Source organism: Pseudomonas salmasensis (assembly GCF_014268375.2).
In the GTDB taxonomy this organism is placed as follows: domain Bacteria; phylum Pseudomonadota; class Gammaproteobacteria; order Pseudomonadales; family Pseudomonadaceae; genus Aquipseudomonas; species Aquipseudomonas salmasensis.
In genome coordinates this window covers 3291332-3314806 of record NZ_CP077083.1, presented here as the reverse complement: position 1 = coordinate 3314806, position 23475 = coordinate 3291332, and the positions used below count along the sequence as shown (strand labels likewise).

Genomic DNA, 23475 nt, shown 5'->3' with positions numbered 1-23475 from the left:
GCGCCCCAATAGGGAAGAGAGATCATCATGTTGGAAAGTTGTCAGAATGCTCAGGAACGCTGGGGTGGGGTGCACAAGCTGATCGACAGCTGGTTGAAGGCACGTCACGAACTGGTTCGGGCCTTTGATGCTCTCGGCGCCAAGCCCGAGGCGTTGGGTGAGAATCGCGAGACATTGCAAGAATTCTGCGGTGTGCTGGTGGACTACGTGTCTGCCGGGCATTTCGGCGTTTATGAGCAACTGACCAAGGAGGCCGAAGCCTTCGATGATCAGCGTGGCCTGGAGTTGGCCGAGACGATTTACCCGCGCATCGATGTGATCACTGAAAAGCTGCTGGCGTTCACCGACCTGTGTGATGCCGGGAAATGTGTTGCGGAGAAATTCAAAGAGTTGGGTGCGCTGCTGCATGAGCGTTTCGAGCTGGAAGATTGCTTGATCGAAGTGCTGCACAACGCTCACAAAGAAGAACCTGCCACCCAGGCTTGAACCTGATGGCGAGATAAAAACGGTGCGCATGTCGCACCGTTTTTTTATGGGTCAGTGGCGAGTGCCGAGCAGTTCGATCTCGAACACCAGCGGCGTATAGGGTGGGATCAACTCACCTGCGCCGTCTGCGCCATAGGCCTGGGCCGAAGGAATCACCAGGCGCCATTTCGCCCCCACCGGCATCTGTTGCAATGCACTGCTCCAGCCGCTGATCACACTGTCCAGGCGAAACCATTGCGGTTGCGTACTTTTGTCGAAGACGGTTCCATCAGGCAGTCGGCCCATGTATTTCACCTGTACTTCATCGCTGGCTAACGGCTTGTTGCCAGTGCCCGGTGCCAGCTCGGTGAGCAGGATGCCGTCGGCTAACTGACGAACGCCGGCGGCGGCTTTTTCCCGAGAGAGAAATTGCTGTTCGGCGGCCAGTGCTTTCTCGTTTTGTGGCAGTTGGGCGTCGGCGGCATTCTGCGCTTCATGTTGGGCGAGGATCTGTTCGATGCGCGCGTTATCCAGCGCCAGGGGTTTGCCTTGGTAGGCTTGTTTGAGGCCGTCGAGCAGGGCCTGTATCTGCAGGTCGGGGACTTCCTGGCGCAACCGTTCGCCAAGGCTTGCGCCCAGGCTATAGGCAAGGTCGTGCGGGGCTACGGTGGTGGTGTTTGACGACGGCTGCTCGCTGGCATCGGCCACGCAGATCGCCAAGCCGAACACTAGAAAAAGGTAACGCGACATGGGCATTCTCCCGGCGAAAGTGCGACGGATTATGCCAGTGCGAGGGTGTAAAAAGTGGCGCGGTTTTCCGTTATATCGATAAGAATTTTCGCACGGTGCAACGCAACGCAAAGGATACTGTCAACATGCCCTAGCGGCGGTAAGAGCAGAGGGCTAGTATGAGCCGCACCCACGTCAGCCAGGAGGTAAACCATGTCGGCCAAACAGAAGCCTGTAAATACCCCGTTGCACTTGCTCCAACAACTTTCGGGCAGCCTGCTCGAACATCTGGAAAGCGCGTGCTCCCAAGCCTTGGCTGATGCAGAAAAACTGCTCGCCAAACTGGAAAAGCAACGCGGTAAAGCGCAAGAAAAGCTGCACAAGTCCCGCACCAAACTGCAAGACGCCGCCACTGCCGGCAAGTCCAAGGCGCAAGCCAAAGCCAAAGGCGCGGTCAAAGAACTTGAAGAGCTGCTGGATGCTCTCAAGGATCGCCAAGCCGAAACCCGCAGCTACATTTCCCAACTCAAAAAAGACGCTCAAGAAAGCCTGAAACTGGCCCAAGGCGTTGGCCGTGTGAAGGAAGCCGTAGCTAAAGCACTGGGTGCTCGTACGCCTGCAAAAGTAGCCGCCAAGCCAACTGCTAAAACTGCTGCTGCCAAACCAGCTGCCAAGCCAGCCGCTAAAACCGCTGCTGCCAAGCCAGCCGCGAAGCCAGCTGCTAAAACTGCTGCCGCCAAACCAGCTGCCAAGCCAGTCGCTAAAACCGCTGCCGCCAAACCAGCTGCCAAGCCAGCCGCTAAAACTGCTGCTGCCAAACCAGCTGCCAAGCCAGCCGCTAAAGCTGCTGCCGCCAAACCAGCCGCGAAGCCAGCTGCTAAAACCGCTGCTGCCAAACCGGCTGCCAAGCCAGCCGCTAAACCTGCTGCTGCCAAACCAGCCGCAAAGCCAGCCGCTAAACCTGCCGCCAAGCCAGCCACTCCAGCAGCCCCCACTGCCACCCCGGCAGCAGCCACCGCTCCAACTGCATCGGCCAGCAGCACCCCTGCACCGGTAGCGCCAAGCACCACCCCAACCAGCGCTTCCTAAGTGTTGGTGGCCATGACGCGCAATTGCAGCAGCGCGTCGTGGTCAAGGTTGGCGGCTTCGGTCGCCAGGCCTTCAAGCCATTCTTGCTGACCCAGCACCTCATCGATCGGCCATGCCTGCGCCAGCGCGTCCAAGCGCGCCAGCAGCGTTCTTTCGGCCTCCAGCTCCAGTGTCTTGACCTGCTCGCGTAGCGATGCCAATTGCGTATCCTGCTGGGCCAAGGCTCGCCATTGCACGCGCATTTGTCGCAACGGTTCGACAACCTGCACCCGCCACGGCTGAGCGATCTGTTGCAGTGCCTGAACCCGTTCGGGCTTGTACGCCACACCTCGTTGCTCCAGCCAAGCACCACACAACAACAGGCACACGTCTGCCCCTTGCTCCTGCAAGCGCAGGCACGCGGCCTCCACGCCCGGGCGGGCATAGGTCGAAAGGGCAAAGCTCCACAGGTCAGCGCACATATTCACACCCAAGCCAGCGGCCAACGAAGCTGGTAGACTCCGCCGCCATTATGATCCGACTTCAAAGCCTAACATTACAGCGTGGCCCGCAACGTCTTCTTGAAGACGCCGAGCTGACCCTGCACGCCGGTCACAAAGCCGGCCTGATCGGTGCCAACGGCGCCGGCAAATCCACGTTGTTCGCCCTGTTGCTGGGGGAGCTGACCCCGGATTCCGGGGACTGCCTGCTGCCGGCCGACTGGCGCATTGCCCATATGCGCCAGGAGATCGACACCCTGGACCGCATCGCCATCGACTACGTGCTCGATGGCGACCTGCGCCTGCGCCAGGTGCAACACGACCTCGCCGAAGCCGAAAAAGCCCAGGACGGTGCCGCCCAGGCGCGCCTGCACTCGGAGCTGGACAGCGCCGACGGCTACACGGCCGACGCTCGCGCTCGTAAGATGCTCGCTGGCCTTGGGTTTACCAACGAACAGATGGACCGCCCGGTCGCCGACTTCTCCGGTGGCTGGCGCATGCGCCTGAACCTGGCCCAAGCGCTGATGTGCCCCTCTGACCTGCTGCTGCTCGACGAACCGACCAACCACTTGGACCTCGATGCGATCCTGTGGCTGGAAGACTTCCTCAAGAGTTACCAGGGCACCTTGCTGCTGATCTCCCACGACCGGGATTTCCTCGACGCCGTGGTCGATAACATCGCCCATGTCGAACAAAAGAAAATCACCCTTTACCGTGGCGGCTATACCGCGTTCGAACGCGCCCGCGCCGAACGCCTGGCCCAGCAGCAACAGGCCTTTGAAAAGCAACAGGCGCAACGTGCGCACATGGAAAGCTACATCGCCAGGTTCAAGGCCCAGGCCACCAAGGCCCGCCAGGCCCAGAGCCGCATCAAGGCCCTGGAACGCATGGAGGAGCTGTCGGCGGCCCACGTCGATTCGCCGTTCGACTTTGTCTTCCGTGAGTCGGTGAAGATCTCCAGCCCGCTGTTGGACCTCTCGGATGCTCGCCTGGGCTACGGCGACAAAACCATCCTGGAGAAGGTCAAGCTGCAGCTCACGCCGGGCGCACGCATCGGTTTGCTCGGCCCGAACGGTGCAGGCAAGTCGACACTGATCAAGAACCTTTCGGGTGAGCTTGAGCCGCTGGCCGGTCGCCTCACCCGGGGCGAGAACACGGTGGTGGGTTACTTCGCCCAGCACCAACTGGACTCGCTGGACGCCAAGGCCAGCCCGTTGTTGCACCTGCAGCGCCTGGCGCCTACCGAGCGCGAGCAGACCCTGCGCGACTTCCTCGGCGGTTTCGACTTCCGTGGCGCACGCATCGACGAACCCGTGCTGAATTTCTCCGGTGGCGAAAAAGCCCGACTGGCCCTGGCTCTGATCGCGTGGGATCGCCCGAACCTGTTGCTGCTCGACGAACCGACCAACCACCTGGACCTGGAAATGCGCCTGGCGCTGACCATGGCCCTGCAGGAATTCAGTGGTGCGGTATTGGTGGTGTCTCACGACCGTCACCTGCTCAAGAGCACCACCGACAACTTCCTGCTGGTGGCCGACGGCAAGGTCGAAGAGTTCGACGGCGACCTGGACGACTACGCGCGCTGGCTGACCGAATACCGCCTGCGCAATGCGCCGGCCAGCAACACGCCGGTCAACCCGGACAAAACCGACAAGAAAGCCCAGCGCCAGGCCGCCGCCGCGCTGCGCCAGCAGTTGGCACCGCACAAGCGTGAAGCTGACAAGCTGGAAGCCGAACTGGGCAAGGTGCATGAGCGCCTAGCCAAGATCGAAGCCAGCCTGGGCGACAGCGCTGTGTATGAGGCGGCGCGCAAGGACGAGCTGCGTGACTTGCTGGCCGAGCAGGCCAAGCTCAAGGTGCGCGAGGGGCAATTGGAGGAAACCTGGATGGAGGCCCTCGAATTGCTCGAAACCCTGCAAGCGCAGCTGGAGGCGCTGTCCTGATGGAAGCGTTGCAATTGCCAGTACCGGTGCAATGGATCGAGCCTATCTGGATCGGCGTGCAAATCTTGCTGATCCTGCTGGCCAGCTACCTGGCCCAGCGCTTTGTCGCCAAAGGCCTTACGCGCCTGGGTGAGCGCTACCCGTTCCCGCCGCAATTGCTGATGCCCCTGCGCGGCGGTTTGCGCTGGCTGATCATGGGCAGTGCGCTGATCTTTGTGCTGGGCCGCCTGGGTGTGTCTGCCACGGTGTTGTGGACGGCCCTGTCGGGCTTTGTCGCGGTGGCGGCCGTGGCGTTCTTCGCCATGTGGTCGGTGCTGTCCAACCTGCTGTGCGCGATCCTGATCTTTACCGTCGGGCCGTTTCGCCTGGGTGATATCGTCGAGTTGGTGGACACCGTCGACAAACCGGGCGTGAAGGGCCGGGTCGTGGCGATCAACTTGCTCTACACCACGCTGATCGAAGTCGAGGAAGCCGGGACCAACAGTGCGATGGTGCAGGTGCCCAATAGTCTGTTCTTCCAGCGCTCGGTACGCCGTTGGCCCGGCTCTGGCACCAACATCCTGTAGGAGCGAGCTTGCTCGCGAAGACCGTCAACGATAACGCAGCGCTTGCAGTCAGCCCGCATCGCCTGTGCATTTTTCGCGAGCAAGCTCGCTCCTACAGAAATCTATAGCCAGCCTTTGGTCGCTGGAGTTAGCTTAAGGCACAACCGCTAACTCCCTTACGAGGTGTGCAATGGCTCTCGATACATGGCTGGCCTTTTTCCTCGCCAGTTGGATCATCTCCCTTTCTCCTGGCGCCGGTGCCATCGCCTCGATGTCCAGCGGCCTGCAGTACGGTTTTGTGCGTGGCTACTGGAACGCCATCGGCCTGCAACTGGGCCTGGCGATGCAGATTGCCGTGGTGGCCGGCGGTTTGGGGGCTATTCTGGCGGCGTCATCTACCGCGTTCTATGCGATCAAATGGTTTGGCGTGGCCTACCTCGTGTACCTGGCCATCAAGCAATGGCGCGCATTGCCCATGGACATGACCGATGACGCCGCCGTACGCCCGATCGGCAAACCGATGGCGATGATGTTCCGCGGCTTCCTGGTCAACGCCAGCAACCCCAAGGCGTTGGTATTCATGCTGGCGGTGCTGCCGCAGTTTGTGAACCCGCAGGCGCCGTTGTTGATCCAGTACTTGATCCTCGGTGCAACCATGATCAGCGTCGATATGATCGTGATGGCGGGCTACACAGGTTTGGCCTCGAAAGTCTTGCGCCTGTTGCGTACGCCTAAACAACAGAAGCGCGTAAACCGTACCTTTGCTGGGTTGTTTGTCGGCGCTGCCGGCTTCCTTGCCAGCCTGCATCGCGCCACGGCCTGACCAAGCGACTGGAACAAAAGTGTGGGAGCGGGCTTGCTCGCGAATACGGTGTGTCAGTCAAAGGAAATAGTGACTGAAGCACCGCATTCGCGAGCAAGCCCGCTCCCACACTCGTTTTGTAGTGATATGAAATAACACCTTGAGTCGAATCCATTAAAGCTCAACAATAGTGTTACTTCGTATTTCCACTTGAGATTCATTCATGACCGCCCCTTTCCGCTTTCTCGCCTGGCTGCTGTTGCCGGCGTTGCTGTCGTGCAGCTTCAATCTGATGGCCGCGACCGCCGAGGGCGCGCCGCAAGCCCTGCATTTGCTGGACTACATTGGCGCCGACTACCCACCCACGGTGGAGGCGGGCAAGGTGGTGGATGACTCGGAATACCGCGAACAGGTGGAGTTTCTCGGGGTATTGCAGGGGCTGGTGGCGGATTTGCCAGACAAGCCCGAGCGTGCCGAGCTGATAAAGGGCGTCGATGAACTGCTGGCCGCTGTCACTGCCCACCAAGACGGTGCAAGCGTTGCCCGCCAGGCCCGCCAATTGGGCGCCAAACTGGCCGTGGCGTATGAAGTCAGCCAGGCCCCGGCCATCACGCCGGACCCGACCCGAGGTGCGCCGCTCTACGCCCAGCATTGTTCGGTGTGCCACGGCACTGCCGGCGCTGGTGATGGCCCGGCCGGCATGGGTATGACGCCGCCACCCGCTAACCTGCGCGATGCCACGCGCCTGGATCGCCTGAGCCTCTACGCGATCTACAACACCCTCGGGCTGGGCGTCGAAGGCACCGACATGCCGTCATTCGCTGACCAACTGGACGACCGCCAGCGCTGGGACCTGGCAACCTACATCGCCGGCTTCACGGCCGACCCGGCCGCCGCCAAAGGCGAGCAGGCATTCAACCTTGCCGACCTGGCCCGCCAGACCCCCAATGAAGTGCTCGCCGCTGACGGCCCTGGCGCTGCGGCAACATTCCGCGCCCAGCGTGCGCAGCCGCCGCAGGTTCAGCGTGGCCCCGCGCAGTTGCTCGACTACACCGCCGCCACCCTGGACAAGAGCCTCGCGGCCTTCCGCAACGGCGACCAGGAGCAGGCTTACGATCTGTCCGTCGCGGCCTACCTGGAAGGCTTCGAGCTGGTGGAAAGCTCCCTGGATAACGTCGATGCCAATGTGCGCAAAGACACCGAGAAGGCGCTGATGGCTTATCGGCAATCGTTGCAGGACGGTTTGCCTATCGAGCAGGTGCAGCAGCGCCTGGATGTGGCCAAGGGCAAACTCACTGAATCGGCTGGTTTGCTGGGCGGCGATGGCCTGAGCTGGTCGTTGAGCTATATCTCCGGCCTGCTGATCCTGCTGCGTGAAGGCCTGGAAGCGATTCTGGTGCTGGCAGCGATCCTCGCCTTCCTGCGTAACACCGGCCAGCAATCGGCGGTGCGCAGCGTCAACGTCGGCTGGGGCCTGGCGCTGTTGGCAGGCTTGGCCACCTGGGCCTTGGCGGCCTATGTCATTGACGTCAGCGGTGCCCAGCGAGAATTGCTTGAAGGCTGCACGGCGCTGTTCGCCAGTGTGATGGTGCTGTGGCTCGGCGTGTGGATGCACGACCGGCGTCACGCGGCGGCCTGGCAGGACTACATCAAGAGCAGCCTGGTGGGCGGCGGTGGGCGTTTCGGTTTTGCCGTGTTGGCGTTCTTCTCGGTGTACCGCGAACTGTTCGAAGTGATCCTGTTCTACGAAACCCTGTGGCTGCAGGCCGGCCCTGCCGGGCACAACGCGGTGCTGGCCGGTGGTGCCACGGCGCTGGTGCTGCTGGTGGGCCTGGCCTGGGTAATCCTGCGCGGTTCGGCGAAGCTGCCGCTGGCGCTGTTCTTCGGCATCAACGCCGCATTGCTGTGCGCGCTGTCGGTGGTGTTCGCCGGGCATGGTGTGAAGGCCTTGCAGGAAGCGGGCATCTTTGGCACGCGGCCAGTGGCGTTCTTTGACTTCGACTGGCTGGGCATCCACGCCGATGCGTACTCGCTGGGTGCGCAGGCTGTGGCGATCCTGGCGATTGTGGTGTTGTATGGCCGTAGTCGCCTGACCGAAAAGCGCCGGGCGGCGGCGTAGCATGCGCGTGTGGATCGACGCCGACGCCTGCCCTCGGGCGGCCAAGGACCAAGTGGTGAAGTTCGCCCTCAAGCGCCAGTTTGAGGTGGTGCTGGTGGCAGGGCAGAGCCAGATCAAACCGAGCTTTGCCTGCGTGAAATTGATCGTGGTGCCCAGCGGGCCGGATGCCGCCGATGATTACCTGGTGGAGCACGCCGTGCCCGGCGAACTGGTGATTTGCAGCGACGTGCCCTTGGCCGACCGCTTGGTGAAGAAGGGCGTGACGGCCCTTGACCCGCGTGGCAAGGAATTCAGTCCGGCGAACATGAGCGAGCGGTTGGCGGTGCGTAACCTGTTCACCGACCTGCGCGAGCAAGGCCAGATGGGCGGCGGCCCGCCGCCCCACAGCGAAAAGGACAAGCAGGCGTTTGCCAATGCACTGGACCGTATCCTCACCCGTTTGATGAAGCCTCTGTAGGAGCGAGCTTGCTCGCGAAAAACGTCAACGATAACGCGGGCACTCTGGATGAACGCGGCGCTCTCAGGTTCTTCGCGAGCAAGCTCGCTCCTACAGAAAGAGGGCGTCAGTCGTTCTCGTGGGTCAATTCCAATACCCGATCCACCAGCTTGTTGATGCCTGACGCCACCTCGCTGATGTTCTTGCCCAGCATATAGGCCGGTGTACTCACCAGCTTGCGCGCCGGGTCCTCGACGATGTCCTCCACGGTGCATTCGACGTGGGTGGCGCCCATCTTGTCCAGGGCTGCGGCGGTGTCGGCATCGTTGCCGATGGTGCAGGTCACGCCAGGGCCGTAGATCTTGGCGGCCAGGGCCGGCGAGATGCAGATCAACCCCACCGGCTTGCCCGCTTCGGCAAAGGCTTCAGCCAGCGCCAGCACCTGCGGGTTGATGCTGCAGCCGGCGCCTTCCACGGCAAAGTTCGACAGGTTCTTGGCCGCGCCAAAACCACCCGGCACGATCAGCGCATCAAAGTCTGCGGCGTTGGCTTGGCCAATATTCTTCACGGCGCCGCGGGCAATGCGTGCGGACTCCACCAGCACATTGCGCGATTCGGGCATTTCTTCGCCCGTGAGGTGGTTGATCACGTGCAACTGCGCAACGTCGGGTGCAAAGCATTCCACTTGAGCGCCGCGCTGGTCCAGGCGCAGCAGGGTGATCACGCTTTCATGGATCTCTGCGCCGTCGTACACGCCACAGCCGGAAAGGATCACTGCAATCTTTTTGCTCATGGGCATTTCTCCTGATTCATGGCGTTAAATGTCTACTAATTTGTAACCTGTTGCCAATGGGATCTCACGTCGCTGCACCTAATCTTGATGTAACAAAAATAGACCGGACTAGCCCATGGACTTTGTGCCTTACGCAGTACCGTTTTTTATTGCCCTGATCGTGGTGGAGTTGTTGGCCGACCGTTGGCGCGGCGTGCGTAACTACCGGGTGGCGGATGCCATCAACAGCCTCAGCACCGGTGTGCTGTCCACCACCACCGGCTTGCTCACCAAGGGTGTGGGCCTGCTGACCTACGCGTTCGCCCTCAAGCACCTGGCGCTGTTCGCGTTGCCAGCCCAAAACGTCTGGACCTGGGTATTCGCCTTTGTGTTCTATGACTTCTGCTACTACTGGCTGCACCGCATGGGCCATGAGCGCAACATCCTGTGGGCCGCGCATTCGGTGCATCACCAGAGCGAGGACTACAACCTCAGCACTGCCTTGCGCCAGACCAGCACCGGATTCCTGCTGAGTTGGATCTTCTACCTGCCGCTGGCGGTGGCCGGCGTGCCGCTGGTGGTGTTCATCAGCGTGGCGTCGCTCAACCTGCTGTATCAATTCTGGGTCCATACCCGCCATGTTCCCAAGCTCGGTTGGTTCGAATGGTTTTTCGTCACGCCGTCCAATCATCGGGCCCACCATGCACAGAACGCTCTCTACATGGATCGTAACTATGGCGGGGTGTTCATTATTTGGGACCGGCTGTTCGGCACCTTCCAGGAGGAAGACGACAACGAACCGGTGATTTTCGGCGTGACCACACCCCTGGCCAGCTGGAACCCGCTGTGGGCTAACCTGCAGTTTTATGCGCAGCTCTGGAGTGACGCCCGGCGCACTGAGCGTTGGTGGGACAAGCTGCGCATCTGGTTCATGCGCACCGGTTGGCGGCCGGCGGACGTCAAGGCCCAGTACCCGATGGCCAAGCCGGACCTGAGCCAGTTCCGCAAATTCGAGGTGCCGCTGGACGTGCGCCAACAGGTCTACATCGCCTTGCAGTTTGCGGCCTATGTAGGCTTTGGCAGCTATCTGATGAACTTCGGTGAAGGGTTGCCCACGTCGGCCTTGGCTCTCGGTTGGGGCGTGATGGCGCTGGGACTGTTTACCTTGGGGGTGGCGCTGGAGAATCGTCCATGGGCACTGAAGGCCGAGCTGGCACGCCTGGCGCTGAATGTGCCGTTGGTATGGCTGGCGCCGCTGGTGGGGTTGTGGCCCGCCAGCAACCTGGGCTGGCTGGGCCTGGCGAGCTACAGCCTGCTCAGCATCATCGGCCTCTACTGTTGCAGAAGCCGGCTTACTCGGTTGGCGTCTTAGGGGTTTCGACCGGGGCTGGCTCGTTGGCCAGCCGAGCCTTGGCCTTGGCCTCGGCACAGGCTTGGCGGGCGATGCGGGCATTCTTGAAGCGACGTCGCAGCCACAGGCCAAAGCCCAGCACCAGCAAGGCGCCCAGTACCCACAGCTCGTATTTCTTGACGCTGCCGAGCATGCCTTCCAGCACCGCGCCAAAGTGATAGGCCGCCGCCCCCAGTGCCGCGGCCCAGATCGCCGCGCCAATACCGTTGAGGACCAAGTAGCGCAACGGTGGGTAGCCGGACAAGCCAATCGCCACGGGCATCACCGTGCGCAAGCCGTAGACGAAGCGGAAACTCAATACCCAGATATCCGGATGCTTGCGGATATGTTCCAGTGCCTTGTCGCCCATCAATTGCCAGCGCGGCTTGCGCGCCAGCAACTTGCGGCCGTGCTTGCGCCCCATGTAGTACCAGAGCTGGTCGCCGGCGTAGCTGCCAAAAAAGGCAACGACCACCACCAAGTTGATATCCATGTAGCCACGGAACGCCAGGAAACCTGCGAGTACAAGGATGGTCTCGCCTTCGAAGAACGTGCCGAGAAAGAGGGCAAAGTAGCCGAAGTCATGCAGAAATTGTTGAAGCATGGTCTAGGGTGCTGGCGAAATGAACGCGCAGCCTACGCCTTCACGAAGATTCATGAAAGTATCGAGATGTGTCACGAAGTGAACAATTCCTACGCAAATGACGAATGGGACTACAGGTCGCGTCGATAAGCACAACTGTCATTCATTCGTCATAATGGCCGCTTATAACTGCAACGCTCGCCCGTAAACACGGGCTCAGGAGTCTGTCGTGAGCTTTACCCCTGCCAATCGCCTGTTCCCCGCCACCCGTCTGCGTCGCAATCGTCGTGATGATTTTTCTCGTCGCCTGGTACGTGAAAATGTACTGACCACGAATGATCTGATCCTGCCGGTGTTCGTGCTTGACGGTGAAAATCGTCGGGAAGCGGTGGCGTCGATGCCGGGTGTGGAGCGTCTGACTATTGACCTGTTGCTTGAAGAGGCGGCGAATTGGGTCGAATTGGGCATCCCGGCGCTGGCGCTGTTTCCGGTGACCCCGGCCCAACTCAAGTCCCTGGACGCCGCCGAAGCCTGCAACCCCGAGGGGATTGCCCAGCGTGCCACCCGTGCCCTGCGCGAGCGCTTCCCGGAACTGGGGGTGATCACCGACGTGGCGCTGGACCCATTCACCACACACGGCCAGGATGGCATTCTTGACGAAGACGGTTATGTTCAGAACGACATCACCGTCGATGCACTGGTCAAGCAGGCGCTGTCCCACGCGGCTGCGGGCGCCCAGGTGGTTGCACCGTCTGACATGATGGACGGGCGCATCCAGGCGATTCGTGAAGCCCTTGAGCTGGCTGGCCACGTCAATGTACGAATCATGGCCTACTCGGCCAAATACGCCAGCGCCTACTACGGCCCATTCCGCGATGCGGTAGGCTCGGCGCTGAACCTGGGCAAGGCCAACAAGGCTTCGTACCAGATGGACCCGGCCAACAGCCAAGAGGCCCTGCACGAAGTGGCCGCCGACCTGGCCGAAGGCGCCGATATGGTGATGGTCAAGCCGGGGATGCCCTACCTGGACATACTTTACCGGGTCAAAGAGGAATTCAAAGTGCCGACCTTTGTCTATCAGGTCAGCGGTGAATACGCCATGCACATGGCGGCAATCCAGAATGGTTGGTTGAGTGAAGGGGTGATCCTCGAATCCCTGACTGCCTTTAAACGTGCCGGCGCTGATGGCATCCTGACCTACTTCGCCGCCCGCGCCGCCCAATTGCTTAGAGAGCAACAATAGCCCTCACAGGAACACTCGATGAATACCGAAGGACTCTCAGAAGTTGCCGTAAAAGACGCTCACCCGGTGGTTGAACAAGTCGCCGAAACCCCGCCGGAGCTGGAGCCCGCACCGCCTGCGGTGGTTGCCGAAGCACCCGCGCCGGCGCCGGTGCCCGTGGTCACCAACCTGGATGACAGCAGCCTGTACATCCACCGCGAGTTGTCACAACTGCAATTCAACATCCGCGTGCTCGAGCAGGCGCTGGATGAGTCCTACCCTTTGTTGGAACGGCTGAAATTCCTGCTGATCTTCTCCAGCAACCTGGACGAGTTCTTCGAGATCCGTGTTGCCGGCCTCAAGAAGCAGATCACCTTTGCCCGTGAACAAGCCGGTGCCGACGGCCTGCAACCGCATCAGGCACTGGCGCGCATCAGTGAGCTGGTGCACGGCCATGTGGACCGCCAGTACGCGATCCTCAACGACATCCTGCTGCCGGAGCTGGAAAAACATCAGGTCCGCTTCATTCGTCGTCGACACTGGACCGCCAAGATCAAGACCTGGGTACGCCGTTACTTCCGGGACGAGATTTCGCCGATCATCACGCCTATCGGCCTCGACCCGACGCACCCGTTCCCCTTGCTGGTGAACAAGAGCCTCAACTTCATCGTTGAGCTTGAAGGTATCGACGCCTTCGGTCGCGATTCGGGCCTGGCGATCATCCCGGCGCCGCGCCTGTTGCCTCGGATCATCAAGGTACCGGAAGAGGTGGGGGGCGCGGGCGACAACTATGTATTCCTGTCGTCGATGATCCACGCGCACGCCGATGACCTGTTCCAGGGCATGAAGGTCAAGGGCTGCTACCAGTTCCGCCTGACCCGTAACGCCGACCTGGCGCTGGACTCCGAAGACGTCGAAGACTTGGCCCGTGCCCTGCGTGGCGAGCTGTTCTCACGGCGGTACGGCGACGCGGTGCGCCTGGAAGTGGCGGACACCTGCCCCAAACACCTGTCGGACTACCTGCTCAAGCAGTTCAACCTGGCCGAATCGGAGCTGTACCAGGTCAACGGCCCCGTGAACCTGACGCGCCTGTTCAGCATCACCGGCTTGGACAGCCACCCGGAGTTGCAATACAAGCCGTTCACCCCGCAGATCCCGAAACTTTTGCAAAACAGCGAGAACATCTTCAGCGTGGTGAGCAAGCAGGACATCCTGCTGCTGCACCCCTTCGAGTCGTTCACCCCGGTGGTCGACCTGCTGCGCCAGGCCGCCAAAGACCCGCATGTGCTGGCCGTGCGCCAGACCCTGTACCGCAGCGGCGCCAACTCGGAAATCGTCGATGCGCTGGTGGATGCGGCGCGTAACGGCAAGGAAGTCACTGCGGTGATCGAGCTGCGCGCGCGTTTCGACGAAGAGTCCAACCTGCAACTGGCCAGCCGGCTGCAAGCGGCCGGTGCGGTGGTGATCTACGGCGTGGTCGGCTTCAAGACCCACGCCAAGATGATGCTGATCCTGCGCCGTGAGGCGGGTGAGATCGTGCGCTACGCGCACTTGGGTACCGGCAACTATCACGCCGGCAACGCCAAGCTCTACACCGACTACAGCTTGCTGACGTCCGACGACGCGCTGTGCGAAGACGTCGGCAAGTTGTTCAGCCAGTTGATCGGCATGGGCAAGACCTTGCGCATGAAGAAGCTGCTGCACGCGCCGTTCACGCTCAAGAAGGGCATGCTCGACATGATTGCCCGCGAGACCCAGTTTGCCCTTGACGGCAAACCGGCGCACATCATCGCCAAGTTCAACTCGCTGACCGACCCGAAGATCATCCGCGCGTTGTACAAGGCCAGCCAGTCCGGTGTGCGCATCGACCTGGTGGTGCGTGGCATGTGCTGCCTGCGCCCCGGCATTGTGGGCGTGTCGCATAACATCCACGTGCGCTCGATCATTGGCCGCTTCCTGGAGCACACCCGCGTGTTCTACTTCCTTAACGGCGGCGAAGAGCAGATGTTCCTCTCCAGTGCCGACTGGATGGAGCGCAACCTCGACAAGCGTGTGGAGACCTGCTTCCCGGTGGAAGGCAAGAAGTTGATCATGCGGGTCAAGAAGGAGCTGGAAAGCTACCTGACCGACAACACCCACAGCTGGAGCCTGCAGTCGGATGGGCGCTACGTGCGTAACACCCCGACCGGCAACCAGAACCCGCGCAGCGCGCAGGCGACGTTGTTGGAGAAGTTGGGTAGCCCGATTCTGGCGGTGAACTAAAACCCAACGCAGTTCAAAAGGTGGGAGCGGGCTTGCCCGCGATAGCGGTAGGTCAGTCAAAGATGCATTGGCTGACACTCCGTCATCGCGGGCAAGCCCGCTCCCACATGTGTTTTGCAGAATGCTTTTAGATTTGCTTAGCGCAGGTTCAGGCTGAAACCCACCCGCGTCAGCCATTCCGCTTCCTGGGCGAAGTCCGCCTGGGTCAGCTGGTTTTCATCCAGCCAGCCTTTGGGGAACATCACTTCCAGGCTGTCGCCATCGGCGTGCAGTTTGACCTGGGGCATTTCCTGGGTGCCACGGATGTGGTGGAACAGGATTGCAAAGCGCAACAGCGCACACAGGCGGATCAGCTTGATGCCGTCTTTACCGAATTCGGCAAACTTGTCCTTGGGAATATTGCGACGATGGCCGCGCACCAGCAGCGCGAGCATCTGTTGGTCTTCCCGGGAGAAACCGGCCAGGTCCGAGTGTTCGATCAGGTAGGCGCCGTGCTTGTGGTAATGGTAGTGGGCGATGTCCAGGCCCACCTCATGCACCTTGGCTGCCCAGCCCAGTAGCTCGCGCCAGACGCCGTCTTCCAGGTCCCAGTCCTCGGCCACCTGGTCAAAGGCGTGCAAGGCTTTGCGCTCCACACGGGCGGCTTGTTCCAGGTCGACGTGGTAACGCTCCATCAGCGAGCTGAGGGTGCGCTCGCGCACGTCTTCATGGTGATGACGGCCCAGCAGGTCGTAGAGCACACCTTCGCGCAGGGCGCCGTCACAGTGGTCCATGCGTTGCAGTTCGAGGGCGTCGAAGATGGCTTCGAGAATCGCCAGGCCCGCAGGGAAAATGGCGCGGCGGTCAGGCTTGATGCCGTCGAAGTCGATCTTCTCTGCATCCCCCAGCTTGAACAGCTTGCGCTTGAGCCACGCCAGGCCTTCGGCGTTCACCTCACCGGTGCCATGGCCACCGGCCTTCAAGGCCAGGCCAATGGCGCGGATGGTGCCGGAGGAGCCGATGGCTTCATCCCAGGTCAGGCGGTGCAGGGCGTGTTCGATGCTCATGATTTCCAGGCGCGCTGCCGTGTAGGCCTGGGCGTAGCGCGCCGGGGTGATCTTGCCATCCTTGAAGTAGCGCTGGGTGAAACTCACGCACCCCATCTGCAGGCTTTCACGCAGCAGCGGTTCGAAACGCTGGCCGATGATGAACTCGGTGCTACCGCCGCCAATGTCGGCCACCAGGCGTTTGCCGGGCGTATCGGCCAGGGTGTGGGACACACCGAGGTAGATCAGGCGCGCCTCTTCACGGCCCGAGATGACTTCCACCGGATGCCCGAGGATTTCTTCGGCGCGATGGATGAATTCGTTGCGGTTGCGCGCTTCGCGCAAGGCGTTGGTGCCAACGATACGCACCGCGCCAGGGGGCATGCCGTTGATCAACTGGGCGAAACGCTTGAGGCAATCGAGCCCGCGCTGCATGGATTCTTCATTGAGCTTGCGCTCGTCGTCGATCCCGGCGGCCAGTTGCACTTTCTCGCCGAGCCGCTCAAGGATGCGGATCTCGCCGTTCTGGGCCTTGGCCACGACCATATGAAAGCTGTTGGAGCCCAGGTCGATGGCGGCGATCAAGGACAGATTCTTGGCTTGGGATTGCGGCATGGTTTGGGGATCTCGGTCGATAACCTTGCCATCGTGCCACGATCGACCGCTGACGCCAACGCGTTGTGCTTCGGTAATTGGGCCGATGCTGTCTGTAGGGAAATCTCTGGGAAGTGTAGGGCGGCTTCGCAAGCTTTAAGCGAGTAGGTGCTCCGATGCTGTAAGACGTTTTAACAGTATGTTGTCGTAAGTTGTGTGTGACATTGCCTACAGTAATCGGGGCTATAGGTCATGCAATTTTAGTGACGGGACTACTTTGCGGAGGGATTAAACCCGTCGCCTAATTTAATAGAGCCCACAGTAAATGCCGTGTTGTCTGATTTTTTTGCCAAGCACCAAGGCGCCAGACTGTCATCCGGCAATTCTGCCTGGGTGTTATTTATTTATAGTTTTGTGTTACGGAAGATAAAGCGTGGAGCGACGGAGTCGCTAAAACCAAAATAAAGAACGCCTGTTAATTCCAAGTGACAGGACGAGCATGAAAAAGATTATTGGATTAACCGTCGGTATGGCGTGCCTGGCTGCGGCCCTCAATGCCCAGGCAACCACCAGTGCGCAGTTGGTCGTCAGGGGCACGATTACACCGGCTGCCTGCAACCTCAGCCTGGCAGGCAGTGGCATCATCGACTACGGCACGATTCGCTCGGGTGAGTTGTCCCGCACGGCATTCAATCCGCGTGAAGAGAGGACCACTTCGCTGGTGATCAATTGCGGCACCACGCCTGCCAGGTTCGGGCTCACGTTTACTGATCTGCAAGCGGGCAGCAAGGTGGCGGGCATCCTCGGCGCGGGTTTCACCGAAGCACAGAACTATGGGTTGGGTATGGTGGGCGCCCGGCGTACCGGTGGCTATTCGGTCACTCTCAGGGACCTCAGGTCTTCCGGCACGACGCTGTTTCCAATCATGCGCACCGGTTTCGGGGCATGGTACAACAGCGATGGCAAAGTGGCCCAGTCGCCTAGCCAGTACTCCTGGCGTAATGGCGCGAGTATTACCCCTGCTGCTATCAGCCAGTTGACCGGCACGCTTGCGGTGAAAGCGGTGATCAACAAAGCTCAGGATCTGGATTTAAGCCGCGACATTTCCATTGATGGGCGCGCCACGCTTGTATTGAGTTACATCTAACTAACTGAAAACAGCCGATCAGAAAATTGACCTTTTCTTATTGGCTGTTTTTCTATGGGCGCGTGATCGCCAATCGTCAACGGCGTGAGTTGAGGGGAATACTGAGTGCGTGGTTTTTTAATAAGTTGTTCGCTGCTGTGGCCTATTTTTTTCAGTGCTGTTGCCGCCGCCGACGGTATGTTGCCGGAAACAACAGTGGTGGTGCTTTATGAAGAAGACGGCGAAGCCACCCTGAGTATCAAAAACACCGATGCGGGCCCGGCGCTGCTGCATTCCGTTGTTGAGAATGTGCCTGAAGACCTGGAGCCGCTACTGATTGTCACACCGCCGGTTACCCGTGTGGAGGCAGGCGACACCCAGCTGGTGCGTTTTATCAGTACCCTGAAACAGCCGCTCAAGACCCAGCGGCTCAAGCGCGTGTCGTTTGAGGGCATACCCCAGGCGCGGGCTGCAGGCGGTGCGACCATCGGCATTACCCTTCGGCAGAATTTGCCGCTGATCCTGCACCCCCAAGGCCTGCCGCGGCACCACACGCCCTGGGAGCTGTTGACGTGGAAGCGCGTCGGGGATCGGCTCAGCGTCCACAACGACAGCGCCTATGTAGTGCGCCTGGCGCCGGATGTGCAACTGCTGCCCCAAGGCACGCTGGCGACATTGCCGCGCACTTACATTTTGCCAGGCGAGGCATTGGTGGCGAAGGGCGAAGGTACGTTGGGCAATGTGGCTCACGTAGAGATCCAGCCCGCCACGGTCTACGGGTTTTCGGTAGATAACTACCGAGCGCCGGTCATCACCGATGAAGGTTGATCGGTTCATGATGGTGCCTTCGAGGCGCGGCATTGCCGGTATTGCCTGGCCCGGTCGATCCAAGTTGTCCATCGGCTTTGTGGCGCTCTGGAGTTTGCCTGGTATCGCGACCGCGCTGGAACTCGGGGAAGGGTTTGACCTGGCGGCCCTCACCACCCACGGCATAGACCCCAAGGTTGCCGATTACTTTCGCAGTGCGGCGCGCTTTCGCGAAGGTGTCCAGGTGGTGGGGTTACGGGTCAATGGCAACCCGCTTGGGCGGGTGGATGCTCAGTTTGGTCCACAGGGGGAGTTATGTTTCACCCCTGGGTTACTGGAGAAAGCCGGGCTGGTTAAACCTGGCGCAATCCTGCAGCCAGGCGCTCAGCCAGGCCAGGCCTGTCATGATTTTCTCGGCGCATTTCCCGCCACGATGGTGCGCCTGCGTCCCGGTACCGACGAAGTAGTGCTGGTGGTGCCAACCCAGGCCTTGCGCGAACCCGAGTGGGAAAGCGGGCATTTTTCCCAGGGCGGCGCGGCAGCGTTGTTCAACTATGACGTGCTGGGTTACGACAGCCACTCGCGCAGCGGACCCAGCCGGTTCGTGTCAGCCCACACCGAAGCGGGCTTCAACCTCGACGACTGGATTGTCCGCAGCCGCCAGTTCTATGTGTCTGACAACGGCCAGGCTCGCACCGAACACTTGCATGCTTATGCCCAGCGGGATTTCTCCGCGTTGCATTCGACGTTCCAGGCAGGCCAGCTCTCCAGCAATAACCCGCTGTTTGGCGGAATCCAACTGTCTGGCGTGCAGTTTTCCCCCGATGGGCAGTCCAGGACACCCGCAGGCGGCAATATCGCCGTGGTCGAGGGGTTGGCCCAAAGCCAGTCTCGCGTCGAGATACGCCAGTCCGGTGTCTTGGTCCACAGCACGTTGGTGCCTGAAGGACCGTTCCGGCTGACGGGGTTGCCCCTGCTCAACGCCACCAGCGACCTTGAGGTCAGTGTGATTGACGTGCGAGGCGCCAAGCGCCGTTTCGTGGTGCCGGCGGCGTCGTTCGCGGGGGCTGCCCCGGCGGCACCTGGGTACTATTTATCGGTGGGCGAGCTACGCAGAGCGGCGGGTGAAGAAGGGCCATCACCGGTAATCGCCATGGGCAGCGGCACCTGGGGGCTGGGGAGCCATTCGTCTGCGGGTTTTGGCTTGTTGAGTACCGATGACTATTGGGCGGCAGGGGGCACCCTGAGCAGCGTGTTTTTCCAGCGGGTTTCTGTCAACGCACGCCATAACCTGTCCCGAGATAGCCAGAAGGCCGTGTCCGGCTCACGCAGCAGCCTGTCACTGAGCGCACGGGTCGGGGCCAATATCGACGTCAACCTCAGCGCCACCACCCAGACGCGCGGTTATCGCGAGGTCACTGAGGTGGGCCAGTCGCTGAGGGCCGATGATCTCAATTCGCACTTCAAAAACCAGTACACCGCAGGCGTGAGCTGGGCCGACGCCACGCTGGGCGTATTTTCGTTGAATTACACCCGCAGCGCTCAATTTGGCGGCCAAACCAGTGAGCATGTGTTTGCCTCGTGGAACAAGTCGTTTGGCCGGGCCGACGTGGCACTGATCGCTGATTCCCAAGTGGGCGGTTCACGGGTTGGCCGTGACGCCAACTATGCCGGTGGCCGACGTGATCGTGCGGTAGATAACGACGTGTCCCTGCGGTTGCAAGTCAGTGTGCCCCTGGGCGGCGATCGCCGTGTGAGCAGCTACACCAGCCGCCGCGGGGAGCAATTTAGCGCAGGTACTGCACTGAGCGAACGGGTCAACGAGTATGTGAACTACGAAGTGGCGGTAGAGCGTGACATGCGGGCCCGGGAGCAATCGTTGCGTGGGCAGGTGAATGTGTTGCCACGCTATACACGAGTGGGCCTGGGCGTCAGCCGCGACCCGCTGGGCACCAGCTACACAGGCCAATGGCAGGGCGGTGCGGTGGCTCACGAAGGCGGGCTGACCTTTTCGCCTTACAGCGTGCAGGACACGTTTGGCATCGTCTCGGTCGGCGATATCGGCTCGGCGAAAGTCGAGACGCCACAAGGCCCGGTATGGACCGACTTCAGCGGCCAGGCGGTGATCGCCGGCTTGCCGGCCTACACCAACAGCCGCGTCCAGGTGCAGACCCCTTCCTTGCCCAAGCGGGTGGACCTGAAAAACGGCACCCAGGTCCTGGCGGCGGGCCGAGGTTCGTTCAATAAGGTGGATTTTGACGTGGTGAAAGTACGCCGGATGCTGGTGACCGCCAACGATCAGCACGGCCGGCCATTGCCTCAGGGCGCCTCGGTGTTCGGCAAGGGCAACCGCTTCCTCACCAGCGTGGTGGGCGAGGGCATGATTTTTCTCAACGATGTCTCCGAGTCGCAAAACCTGAAGGTTTCATTGCCCGACTCTTCCACTTGCCTGTTGCACATCGACCCCGAGGCCAAGCCTGACAATGACAAATTCTATGAGGCCACATCGGCGGTATGCCAGGGTGGTTAAGCGTGCCGGCCTGCCCTTGGCGCTCTCATGCATGCTGCTGGCAACGCCCGATGCGCAAGCTGAAAACTGCCGGCTATCGCTGAGCCAGTCGCACATCGACTATGGAGCCATACGCCGCGATGCAGTGGTTGAAAACGCCGCTGTGGTACTGGCCACTCGCACGTTCAACCTGACCGTGCTCTGCGTTGAGCCGGCGGCCATGGCCTTGCGTTTTGTTGCAGTGCCAGCCGATGGCCAGGGGTTTCGGTTTGGTCGTGAGGGGCGTTTGCGCTTGCGTCTCAAGCATGCCCAGGTCGATGGGCGAGCTGTCGGCTGGGCGTCTGCTCAAGCACCTGATGAATCGGCCAAAGGCCAGTTGCTACCCGGCCAGGCCTTGGTTGCGCGAGCCGCAGGTGCGCCGGTGGCAGGGCGGCGGCTCACCGCCCAGGTCGATATCGACACCGAACTGCCCTTTGACGCGTTGATGGTACGCGGGGAGGCGCAGCTTGAAGGGCGGGGCAGTTTCGAACTGGTCAGCCAGGCTGTTCCACCGAGCCAATGAAGTTGGCGAGCTCGACCGTTTTCGGGTTGGCGAACAACACCTTCGGGTCACCGGTTTCATGCACCTTGCCCTGGTGCATGAACACCAGCTTGTCGCCGACCTCACGGGCAAAACGCATTTCGTGAGTCACCATGATCAGGGTCATGCCGTCCTGGGCCAGTTGGCGCACCACGCTCAGCACTTCATTGACCAGTTCGGGGTCCAGGGCCGAGGTGATCTCATCGCACAGCAGCACCTTGGGCGACATGGCCAGGGCGCGGGCAATGGCGACGCGCTGTTGCTGACCACCGGACAAACGATCGGGAAAGGCGTCGAATTTTTCGCCCAGCCCCACCCGGTCCAGCATCTGCCGGGCCAGTTCGGCAGCCTTGGCCTTGGGCACTTTCTGCACCACTTGCGGCGCCAGCATCACGTTCTCGCCGACGGTCAGGTGCGGGAACAGATTGAATTGCTGGAACACCATGCCGACCTTCTGCCGCAGGCTGCGCAGGTCGGCGCGGGCGGCGTCGAGGTATTCGCCATCGACTTCGATGACGCCGTCGTTGATCGACTCCAGGCCATTGAGGGTGCGCAGCAAGGTGGACTTGCCCGAGCCGCTGCGGCCGATGATCGCCACCACCTGGCCTTCGTCCACCGTCAGGTCGATGCCCTTGAGTACGTGGTGATCGCCGTAATACTTATGCAGGGCAGAAATTCTAAGCAGAGGCATGCAGTCTCCTTTCCAGGTAGCGCGCACTGAGGGACAAGGGATAACAGAGCAAAAAGTAACCGAGGGCCACCAGGCCGTAGACCATGAAGGGTTCAAAGGTGGCGTTGGCGAGCATGCCGCCTGTCTTGGTCAGTTCGGTGAAGCCGATGATCGAGGTCACGGCAGTGCCTTTGACCACCTGCACCGAAAAGCCCACCGTCGGCGCGACAGCAATACGCAATGCCTGGGGCAGGATCACATAGCGCAGTTGTTCAAGCGGGTTGAGGGCCAGGCTGGCCGAGGCTTCCCATTGGCCGTGGGCAATGGAGTCGACGCAGCCGCGCCATATTTCAGCCAGGTAGGCGCTGGTAAACAGGGTCAAGGCAATCGCCGCGGCCAGCCAGGGCGATATATCCACGCCGAGCAGGGCAACGCCGAAAAATACCAGGAACAGCTGCATCAGCAGCGGTGTGCCCTGGAACAGTTCGATATAGGTGCGGGCCATATTGCGTGGCAACGCTTTGCGGCTGATGCGCAGGGTCATCACCAGTAGGCCGATCAGGCCGCCGCCCACAAACGCCACCAATGACAGCAGCAGCGTCCATTGCAGGCCGGTAAGCAGGTTGCGCACGATGTCCCAGAACGAAAAATCACTCATCGGCTGTTCCTCATGACAAACCGTCGGCCGATCCAGTTGAGTAACTGGCGAATCATCAGCGCCATGCACAGGTACACCAAGGTGGTCAGGGCATAGGTTTCAAAGGCGCGGAAATTACGCGACTGGATAAAGTTGGCGGCAAAGCTCAGCTCTTCGGTCGCGATCTGCGAACACACCGCCGAGCCGAGCATCACGATGATGATCTGGCTGCTCAGGGCCGGCCACACCTTGCCCAGGGCCGGTAGCAACACCACATGGCGGAACGCCTCGAAGCGCGTCATTGCCAGCGCCGCGGCCGCCTCCAGTTGCCCGCGTGGGATGGCCTGGATACCGGCACGAATGATCTCGGTGGAGTAGGCCCCCAGGTTGATCACCATCGCCAGCACGGCGGCTTGCCATTCGGTGATCTTCAACCCCAGGGACGGCAGGCCGAAGAAGATGAAGAACAATTGCACCAGGAACGGCGTGTTGCGGATCAACTCGACATACACCCCAAAGAGCCACGCAAACGGCTGGATCTTCCACGCCCGTACCACCGCGCCCACAGTGCCCAGTGCCACGCCGAGGATGGCACCAATGGCCGTCAGCTCAAGGGTGAACAGCGCGCCACGTAGAAGCAGGTCGGTATTGGCCAGCACCGGCACAAAGTCGAATTGATAGGCCATCTTTG

General features: G+C 61.0%; 21 protein-coding genes and 1 pseudogene. 14 read left to right on the top strand and 8 right to left on the bottom strand.

The genetic code is table 11. The annotated features are described in order from the left end of the window. The first annotated feature begins 27 nt into the window (after positions 1 to 27). Positions 28 to 486: an Rsd/AlgQ family anti-sigma factor gene (locus HU731_RS14950; protein ID WP_003195380.1), complete on the top strand. Its 459-nt coding sequence runs from the start codon at positions 28 to 30 to the stop codon at positions 484 to 486. 51 nt (positions 487 to 537) lie between these two features. Here HU731_RS14950 and HU731_RS14945 read toward each other — a convergent pair whose 3' ends face one another. Beyond that, positions 538 to 1215: an FKBP-type peptidyl-prolyl cis-trans isomerase gene (locus tag HU731_RS14945; RefSeq protein ID WP_186607037.1), complete on the bottom strand. Its 678-nt coding sequence runs from the start codon at positions 1213 to 1215 to the stop codon at positions 538 to 540. A gap of 192 nt (positions 1216 to 1407) precedes the next feature. Between HU731_RS14945 and HU731_RS14940 the strand changes: the two are divergent. Further along, positions 1408 to 2280, top strand: a pseudogene (locus HU731_RS14940) (AlgP family protein); the annotation flags it as partial. Here the strand turns inward: HU731_RS14940 and HU731_RS14935 are convergent. Next, positions 2280 to 2744: a TIGR02444 family protein gene (locus tag HU731_RS14935; RefSeq protein WP_186607112.1), complete on the bottom strand. Its 465-nt coding sequence runs from the start codon at positions 2742 to 2744 to the stop codon at positions 2280 to 2282. The pseudogene HU731_RS14940 and the gene HU731_RS14935 sit on opposite strands and share 1 nt — an antisense overlap. A 50-nt stretch (positions 2745 to 2794) precedes the next feature. On the opposite strand from HU731_RS14935, the gene abc-f reads away from it, so the two are divergent. From abc-f to HU731_RS14910, 5 genes are all read left to right on the top strand, one after another. Beyond that, positions 2795 to 4705 carry a ribosomal protection-like ABC-F family protein gene (gene abc-f, locus HU731_RS14930; RefSeq protein WP_003195374.1) on the top strand — a complete coding sequence of 637 codons (1911 nt, stop codon included), beginning with the start codon at positions 2795 to 2797 and terminating at the stop codon, positions 4703 to 4705. After that, positions 4705 to 5271, top strand: a complete 567-nt coding sequence (locus HU731_RS14925) for a mechanosensitive ion channel family protein (RefSeq protein ID WP_186607035.1) — start codon at positions 4705 to 4707, stop codon at positions 5269 to 5271. The genes abc-f and HU731_RS14925 overlap by 1 nt, the downstream gene beginning before the upstream one ends. Positions 5272 to 5440: 169 nt before the next feature. Beyond that, positions 5441 to 6073: a LysE family transporter gene (locus tag HU731_RS14920; RefSeq protein ID WP_005792425.1), complete on the top strand. Its 633-nt coding sequence runs from the start codon at positions 5441 to 5443 to the stop codon at positions 6071 to 6073. A gap of 202 nt (positions 6074 to 6275) precedes the next feature. Then, positions 6276 to 8171, top strand: a complete 1896-nt coding sequence (locus tag HU731_RS14915) for an FTR1 family protein (protein ID WP_186607034.1) — start codon at positions 6276 to 6278, stop codon at positions 8169 to 8171. A 1-nt stretch (position 8172) separates the two neighbouring features. Next, positions 8173 to 8628 (top strand): YaiI/YqxD family protein, encoded by a 456-nt coding sequence (locus HU731_RS14910; RefSeq protein ID WP_014720436.1) that lies wholly within the window; start codon positions 8173 to 8175, stop codon positions 8626 to 8628. 106 nt (positions 8629 to 8734) lie between these two features. Here the strand turns inward: HU731_RS14910 and elbB are convergent, their stop codons facing one another. Next, positions 8735 to 9400: an isoprenoid biosynthesis glyoxalase ElbB gene (elbB, locus tag HU731_RS14905; RefSeq protein ID WP_186607033.1), complete on the bottom strand. Its 666-nt coding sequence runs from the start codon at positions 9398 to 9400 to the stop codon at positions 8735 to 8737. A 115-nt stretch (positions 9401 to 9515) separates the two neighbouring features. Here elbB and HU731_RS14900 point away from each other — a divergent pair, with 115 nt between their 5' ends. Continuing rightward, entirely contained in the window at positions 9516 to 10751 is a 1236-nt protein-coding gene (locus HU731_RS14900) for a sterol desaturase family protein (protein WP_186607032.1), read from the top strand. Here the strand turns inward: HU731_RS14900 and HU731_RS14895 are convergent. Beyond that, on the bottom strand, positions 10732 to 11373 hold the full coding sequence (locus HU731_RS14895; protein ID WP_186607031.1) for a DedA family protein: 642 nt from the start codon (positions 11371 to 11373) through the stop codon (positions 10732 to 10734). The genes HU731_RS14900 and HU731_RS14895 overlap by 20 nt on opposite strands. Before the next feature lie 208 nt (positions 11374 to 11581). Between HU731_RS14895 and hemB the strand changes: the two genes are divergently transcribed. Together hemB and ppk1 are read left to right on the top strand one after the other, a co-directional pair. Beyond that, entirely contained in the window at positions 11582 to 12595 is a 1014-nt protein-coding gene (gene hemB / locus HU731_RS14890) for a porphobilinogen synthase (protein WP_186607030.1), read from the top strand. An 18-nt stretch (positions 12596 to 12613) separates the two neighbouring features. Then, complete coding sequence (gene ppk1 / locus HU731_RS14885; RefSeq protein ID WP_138762019.1) at positions 12614 to 14836, top strand: polyphosphate kinase 1; 2223 nt, start codon at positions 12614 to 12616, stop codon at positions 14834 to 14836. A gap of 137 nt (positions 14837 to 14973) precedes the next feature. On the opposite strand, the gene ppx is transcribed toward ppk1, so the two are convergent. Continuing rightward, positions 14974 to 16476: an exopolyphosphatase gene (gene ppx, locus HU731_RS14880; protein WP_003195352.1), complete on the bottom strand. Its 1503-nt coding sequence runs from the start codon at positions 16474 to 16476 to the stop codon at positions 14974 to 14976. 478 nt (positions 16477 to 16954) lie between these two features. On the opposite strand from ppx, the gene HU731_RS14875 reads away from it, so the two are divergent. The 4 genes from HU731_RS14875 to HU731_RS14860 all read left to right on the top strand — a co-directional run bounded on the left by HU731_RS14875 (position 16955) and on the right by HU731_RS14860 (position 21459). Then, positions 16955 to 17602, top strand: a complete 648-nt coding sequence (locus HU731_RS14875; protein ID WP_186607029.1) for a DUF1120 domain-containing protein — start codon at positions 16955 to 16957, stop codon at positions 17600 to 17602. A 120-nt stretch (positions 17603 to 17722) separates the two neighbouring features. After that, positions 17723 to 18409 carry a fimbria/pilus chaperone family protein gene (locus HU731_RS14870; protein WP_264083100.1) on the top strand — a complete coding sequence of 229 codons (687 nt, stop codon included), beginning with the start codon at positions 17723 to 17725 and terminating at the stop codon, positions 18407 to 18409. Positions 18410 to 18416: 7 nt separating this feature from the next. Beyond that, positions 18417 to 20918, top strand: coding sequence for a fimbria/pilus outer membrane usher protein (locus tag HU731_RS14865; protein WP_437180720.1), 2502 nt, complete (start codon positions 18417 to 18419; stop codon positions 20916 to 20918). Between the two features lie 31 nt (positions 20919 to 20949). After that, complete coding sequence (locus HU731_RS14860; protein WP_186607027.1) at positions 20950 to 21459, top strand: DUF1120 domain-containing protein; 510 nt, start codon at positions 20950 to 20952, stop codon at positions 21457 to 21459. On the opposite strand, the gene HU731_RS14855 is transcribed toward HU731_RS14860, so the two are convergent. The 3 genes from HU731_RS14855 to HU731_RS14845 are packed head-to-tail and all read right to left on the bottom strand — an operon-like array spanning position 21431 to position 23470. Further along, positions 21431 to 22168, bottom strand: a complete 738-nt coding sequence (locus HU731_RS14855; RefSeq protein ID WP_186607026.1) for an amino acid ABC transporter ATP-binding protein — start codon at positions 22166 to 22168, stop codon at positions 21431 to 21433. The genes HU731_RS14860 and HU731_RS14855 overlap by 29 nt on opposite strands. Next, positions 22155 to 22805, bottom strand: coding sequence for an amino acid ABC transporter permease (locus tag HU731_RS14850; protein ID WP_186607025.1), 651 nt, complete (start codon positions 22803 to 22805; stop codon positions 22155 to 22157). The genes HU731_RS14855 and HU731_RS14850 overlap by 14 nt, the downstream gene beginning before the upstream one ends. Continuing rightward, the gene (locus HU731_RS14845) at positions 22802 to 23470 is read right to left on the bottom strand and encodes an amino acid ABC transporter permease (RefSeq protein WP_058426445.1); all 669 of its coding nucleotides are present in this window, start codon (positions 23468 to 23470) and stop codon (positions 22802 to 22804) included. The genes HU731_RS14850 and HU731_RS14845 overlap by 4 nt, the downstream gene beginning before the upstream one ends. Positions 23471 to 23475: the final 5 nt, after the last annotated feature.